Origin of the sequence: Fischerella muscicola PCC 7414, assembly GCF_000317205.1 — a bacterium.
GTDB lineage: Bacteria > Cyanobacteriota > Cyanobacteriia > Cyanobacteriales > Nostocaceae > Fischerella > Fischerella muscicola.
On record NZ_AJLK01000004.1, the window covers coordinates 66,961 to 72,960 of the forward strand.

A 6,000-nucleotide genomic window follows, 5' to 3' on the forward strand; every position below is an offset into this window, starting at 1 on the left:
GTATTTCAACAACTCAGATAAAAATTCGGTCTTAGCATTTAGGCAAATAGTCAACGAGGAATAAGCTATGGGTAACATCAAATTCGTGAAAGAGAATAAAGAAGTAATTGCAGCCGATGGTGCTAATCTACGGCAAAAAGCCTTAGAAAACGGCATAGACATCTACAAACTTTGGGGAAAAATGATGAATTGTGGTGGCTACGGTCAGTGTGGCACCTGTATTGTGGAGATCATCGAAGGACAGGAAAATTTATCACCTCCTACCCAAGTAGAAAATCGTTTTTTAAAGAAAAAGCCTGCAAATTACCGACTTGCCTGTCAAACTGTGGTTAATGGTCCAGTAAGTGTAGTAACAAAGCCTGAATAGAATTGTCAGCATTCATTATTACAATTGACAAATAACAAATGACTCAGCCTAGCCATGATGATGGTATCCTAAAAATGTTGACTGGAATCAAAGAGAGGCTTTCTTACTATGCAGGTTAATGACCTGGGGTTTGTAGCCAGCATTCTATTTGTGCTGGTTCCTTCTGTTTTTTTAATCATTCTTTACATCCAAACAGCTAGCCGCGAAGGTAAAAAAGATAGTTAATGCTTTGTGTATTTTTTGTATAAAATAAGAAACCCTTACATACATACATGGTGTAAGGGTTTTTTACATTTATCAGTTGTTAACAGAATTTAAGCAGCAGCAGTTCGTGCTAACAAAACTGGACAAGTCGCATTAATTCTGACGTAATCAGACAAAGAAGAACCTAATAGTCGATCTAAATCGACAAAACTCTTGGCAATAGAAGGACGGCGATCTGGAGAACCAATTAACAACAAATCGACGTTCAATTCTTCTGCCAAGCGACAAATCTTTTCACCAGGTTTACCTATACTCAGTACACAGCGAGGTTGCACACCCTGTTTCTTCGCTTCCGCAGCAGCAGCTGCTAAAACAGGGTGTTGTTCAGGAGTAACCTGGGTTGATGTAGGTTCACCTCCCAAATCTGTGATCACATGTGTTAAAATTAGCTCCCCGCCCTTAATATCTCGAATCAAAAATAAAGCCAAATTCAGGCAGTGTTTTGACGCCTCAGAATTGTCCATTGCTACCATAATGCGCTTAATATTTTTGACATAAATGTCATCTTTTACTAGCAACATCGGGCGAGAGGACAATTGAAAGACATATTGACTGACTGAATTTGCTAAGATCGATTGCAGACGCTTAAGTCCACGAGAACCCATAATAATCAAGTCTGCATCAATTTCATCTGCTACTTGACAAACCACATCTTTAGGCTCACCTTGTCGCAAAATAGAAGAGACTTGACTGGGATTCAAGGCTAAAGACTGAATAGCATTAGCCAGGATTTTCCCACCTTCTTCCCACTTCGCTGTCATAGATTCGGCGGTGCTTTGTGGTGGAACAACGTGTAATACTGTAACTTTTGCCTGTTGAATTGATGGCAGTTCCTTCAAAGTTTTAAGCATTTCTTCCGCGTGTCCCAATCCAGAGACAGCAATCAAAATGTTTTGTATCATTTTCGTCTTCCGTAGCTTTTAGTTGTTTGCTCTCTAGTAATTGGCTCAGCTTTAACTTTCACCGCCTGCTAAATTACCTAGTCAATAGCCAATAGTTAATCATCAATAGTTAGTGATTAATTTGTTAACTGCAATGAAGAATTAGCAATTAACATCTTAAGAATCACTTCTTTTGACAATTAATTCTTGACTAAATCTTATTTTTGTTTACACCTAGTGACGTAGTTTCTCAACTAGGCTATTGATAATTTAGCTTACTCTTAATTCTGCACGATTAACTTAATGAATGGTTATGAATTTTATCACTTTTAATCTATGTTTACGCTTTTTAATTAATCTCTTGTTAAGTATTGCTAAGACAGGCAATCAAAAATACAGTATATCAGTTTAGCTTAAAATCCCAAGGAAGAGCTAAGTATTATGTAGAAAAATATTTACACTGTAAACTCAAGAATTTATTCTAATTCTTCGTATATACAGTCAAAAAAAGGCAACTATGCTGAAGGCAGAAGCAAAAATCCTAACAACAGGTTTCGCTGATTCGCATTTTACATTTAATTACGTCAGCTTACTCAGTTATCCCAGAAAAATCAATTCTTAATACTTAGTTTATTTAACTATTTTTATTTTCAATAGATTACTTCATAAATCAGGTGTTTTTGATTGAGAAAATATAATTGTGCTATTAGTTATTTTTCTATGTATCAAAAACACTTATTAATAAATTTTACTTAATTATGGTATAGAATTTCCTAAATAAATTTCAAAAATTTTAGTATATTTTCTATTACAAAAGTTTTTGTCTAGCCGTCAAGAAACAGGGGTGTAGGCGAAAAAAGCAGTCTTCCCCTTACACCCTTGCACCCGTCTTCAAAGAATTAGCGTCGAGGACACTGTTGGTAGAAAGGCTGTTTAGCTAAGTAATCTAACTCAACCTGCTGTAACAAACTTGTCCAAATATCAGAAAGTGTGGTATCTGATGGGTTGCAGGCACGTAACTCCGCAACTGTTGCTAGTAAATCAAACCATAGACCTTGTGCAGCATAGACGGAAAGACGTTCCCTTAAACTCGATCGCTTTAACTGATTAGCCACATTATTACTAATATTCACCCGCTGCACCCAGCCGTGGACACTAATAACAGAACGGGGAGAAGGGTCTTGTATATCACAAACAATAGAAACAGACCACTGATAAATTTGGTCGATTGCCAAAGGTGCAACCTTACCATTATTAGGTAGAGTCAAACTCGTAATCCTAGCTTGAGTGCTGGGTTTAAAGTTCGTTTGATACACTAAAGTACGCGGACGCAGTTTTTCATCTACTTTGTAGAGAGAAAATAGTATGGTTTGAGCGGTATTATCAGGTGTGTACCAGAAAAACTTGGGATACGCAGCAGTTGTCAATCCTAGATTAGTTGATGGTAGTAGTAAAACTATAAGTGGTTGATCGCCAAAAAGACAGCCGCCTCTGCGTGTACTGCCGTTTTCCCGACGTCCAGGAAGAGTTTTGATCGGAACCTTAACTTGGATGCTACCACTTTGCTGATTGCGGTTGTTGACCCGATTCTGTTTACTTGGGGTTTGTGGTTTAGCAATTGTCTGTGTGAAAGCTACCGAGGGTAAACCACACAGAAGTAAATTTAGAAGCAAAGACAGGCTAACTTTTAAGTAATTTGGGCGATACATTCAGGTTAAGAATTTACAACTGTCTCACCAAAGACGGTATCCACCCAGATTCAGACGTAATTGATTTACTCTCGTTCCCACGGAAAATTACAGGTGTACAATACAGTTCGGTTCAAGGAAATTAATGCTGTTGCACCACTGTTTTATTTCCATTGTGGTTGCTTTGCATAGCTGATAATTTAATTTTGTGGAGACAAAAAAGCGGGTAGTCCTCCATAAATCTACCTACTTATACTTCTGCGCCATACCCGGAGCTTTGTGTATCCTTCACTTAGCTCCTTTTCTAGTCTTAAACCCCAAGGCTCTACCTTTAGTCGGCCGTAAGGTTCGGGCATGTTGGGTTAGGGATAAATCCCTTCTGCCCTCAGCCCTCTGCCTTTCCTAATAACTAAGCAGCTATTAAACCATTATGCCTGAGCAAGGCTTCAGTACTCGGTTCACGACCCCGGAAAGATTTGAATACTTCCATTGGATGCTTGCTACCACCAAGTGCTAAGACTGTATCACGGTAACGCTTACCTGTAGCTTTTACAGCTTGTTCGTCTTCTAAACCAACTTCTTCAAAAGCGGCAAAAGCATCTGCGCTTAATACTTCTGCCCATTTGTAGCTGTAGTAGCCAGCTGCGTAACCCCCTGCAAAAATATGTGCAAAAGCACACAAGAATGCATCTTCAGGTAACGGTGGTATGACAGTAGTTGTTTTGGCAATGCGATCGCGCACTTGTTTAGGAGTTTCATCACCACCAGGACGATAGCGGTGATGTAATTCAATATCCAACAGGCTAAAGTGGAGTTGCCGCAACGTCGCGCTACCACTCATATAATTCTTGGCTGCCAACAGCTTTTGATAATAATGTTCTGGTAATGGTTCGCCTGTTTCGTAATGCCTAGCCATGCCAAATAAAGTCGCGCGGTCATAGCACCAGTTTTCCATAAACTGGCTAGGTAATTCCACTGCATCCCACTCAACATTATTGATACCTGCTGCCGAAGTATAATCTACCTTGGTCAGCATGTGATGTAAACCATGACCAAACTCGTGGAATAAAGTCTCTACCTCCGCGAAAGTTATCAGACTAGGCTTACCATCAACGGGTGGTGTCTGATTACACACCAAATATGCCACAGGTAAGCGAGTCTTGCTCAGGCCATTTTCAGCAACTTTACCCCGATTGATACAAATATCCATCCAAGCACCACCGCGCTTTTCCGCAGGACGGCTATAGGGATCTAAGTAAAAATAGGCGATCGCATTACCTGTTTCATCAGCAATTTGGAAATAGCGGACATCTTCATGCCAAACTGGTGCTTGACCATCAGCTGGAGTGACTGTGACACCAAATAGTCTTTTCACTAACCCAAATAAGCCATCAAGTACTTGGGGAAGGGGAAAATAAGGACGCAATTCCTCAGCTGTGAAAGCAAACTTTTCTTCCCGTTGACGTTCTGCCCAATAGGCAATATCCCAATGTTTTAAATCATTTGCTTCTGGGACTCCCTTACTGGCAGCAAAAGCTTTTAATTCTTCTAATTCCTTAACAGCAGCATCGTAACTTGCCCCGCGCAGTTCTTCCAATAGCTTTTCGACAGCTTCTACATTGGGAGCCATCTTACTAGCTAGGCTAACTTCCGCATAAGTCTTGTAGCCAAGTAACTCTGCTAGTTCTTGACGCAGTCTTAAAATGCGTTCAATGATCGGGTTATTATCCAACTCTCCCGCAGCAGCACGGCTGATATAAGCTTTGTAAAGCATCTCCCGCAAATCGCGACGAGTGCTGTACTGCATAAAAGGATAGTAACTGGGGAAATCCAAAGTGATGCGCCAAGGGCCATTTTCCAGAGTAGCATTTTCTGCACCCGCATCTCGCGCCGCTTGTGCAGCGAGACTCAGCAAACTCGGGGGTAAGCCGTCCACTTCTTCTTTCTTCGTCAGCGTCAAGCTAAAAGCTTTAGTCGCATCCAGAACATTGTTAGAGAACTTAGTAGAAAGTTCCGCTAACTCCATCTGAATAGCGTTAAAGCGATCGCGCGCTTCACCTTGTAAACCCACTCCAGAAAGTTCAGCATCGCGGATTGCAGCTTCGACTATACGCCGTTGGGCAGAGTCAAAACTATTCCAAGCTTCACTTCCACGCAGGGTTTTAAAAGCATTGTAAATTGGTTGACTTTGGCTGAGCTTGTTAGAAAACTGCACCACTTGCGGCTGCACAGTTTCAAAAGCTTCCCGCAGTTGGGGGCTATTTTTCACACCCATCAAATGGTTGACAACACCCCAACTCCAATTCAGGCGTTCTGTGATTTTTTCTAAAGGTTCTACTAAACCACTCCAACTGGGCTGAACATCAGCTTCCAACTTGGTTAGTTCTTGTTCCAATTCTGCCAGTAACTGATTAAACGCTGGCACTACATGCTCTGGTTTGATGTTCACAAAATCAGGCAAACCAGCGCCTTGCAATAAAGGATTATCTGTAATAGTGGCGTTTACACTCATGGTTTTACGTGAGTACCCGCTTTGTTTGGGGTGATTTTAATTTTTCTTTCTCCATCTTCTAATGTAGCGATTTTACTCATTAGTCAATCGTCAATAGTCAATTGTCAATAGTAGAAAATTCCGGAATGACATATAGCGATCGCCCATCGGTGTGCATCTGTGTTCGCTTTTCAAAAATACATCTTCCCAGCCACAGACTTCAACTCAACAGAACTAATCATGCACAGCGATCGCCCATCGGTGTGCATCGCCTTGCACTGTGTTCGATATTCAAAAATATATTCCCAT

5 protein-coding genes are annotated in these 6,000 nt (G+C 40.8%); 2 read left to right on the forward strand and 3 right to left on the reverse strand.

Annotated features, from left to right (window positions below; all coding sequences use genetic code 11):
* Positions 1 to 67: 67 nt before the first annotated feature.
* Together UYI_RS0100505 and psbM are read left to right on the forward strand one after the other, a co-directional pair.
* Positions 68 to 367 (forward strand): 2Fe-2S iron-sulfur cluster-binding protein, encoded by a 300-nt coding sequence (locus UYI_RS0100505; protein WP_016864736.1) that lies wholly within the window; start codon positions 68 to 70, stop codon positions 365 to 367.
* Between the two features lie 108 nt (positions 368 to 475).
* Positions 476 to 592: a photosystem II reaction center protein PsbM gene (psbM, locus tag UYI_RS0100510; protein ID WP_010995057.1), complete on the forward strand. Its 117-nt coding sequence runs from the start codon at positions 476 to 478 to the stop codon at positions 590 to 592.
* 89 nt (positions 593 to 681) lie between these two features.
* Here psbM and UYI_RS0100515 read toward each other — a convergent pair whose 3' ends face one another.
* The 3 genes from UYI_RS0100515 to UYI_RS0100525 form a co-directional block, all read right to left on the reverse strand.
* Entirely contained in the window at positions 682 to 1,533 is an 852-nt protein-coding gene (locus UYI_RS0100515) for a universal stress protein (RefSeq protein WP_016864737.1), read from the reverse strand.
* Positions 1,534 to 2,411: 878 nt separating this feature from the next.
* Positions 2,412 to 3,221 carry a DUF928 domain-containing protein gene (locus UYI_RS0100520; protein WP_016864738.1) on the reverse strand — a complete coding sequence of 270 codons (810 nt, stop codon included), beginning with the start codon at positions 3,219 to 3,221 and terminating at the stop codon, positions 2,412 to 2,414.
* A gap of 388 nt (positions 3,222 to 3,609) precedes the next feature.
* Positions 3,610 to 5,712 (reverse strand): M3 family metallopeptidase, encoded by a 2,103-nt coding sequence (locus tag UYI_RS0100525; protein ID WP_016864739.1) that lies wholly within the window; start codon positions 5,710 to 5,712, stop codon positions 3,610 to 3,612.
* Positions 5,713 to 6,000 lie beyond the last annotated feature (288 nt).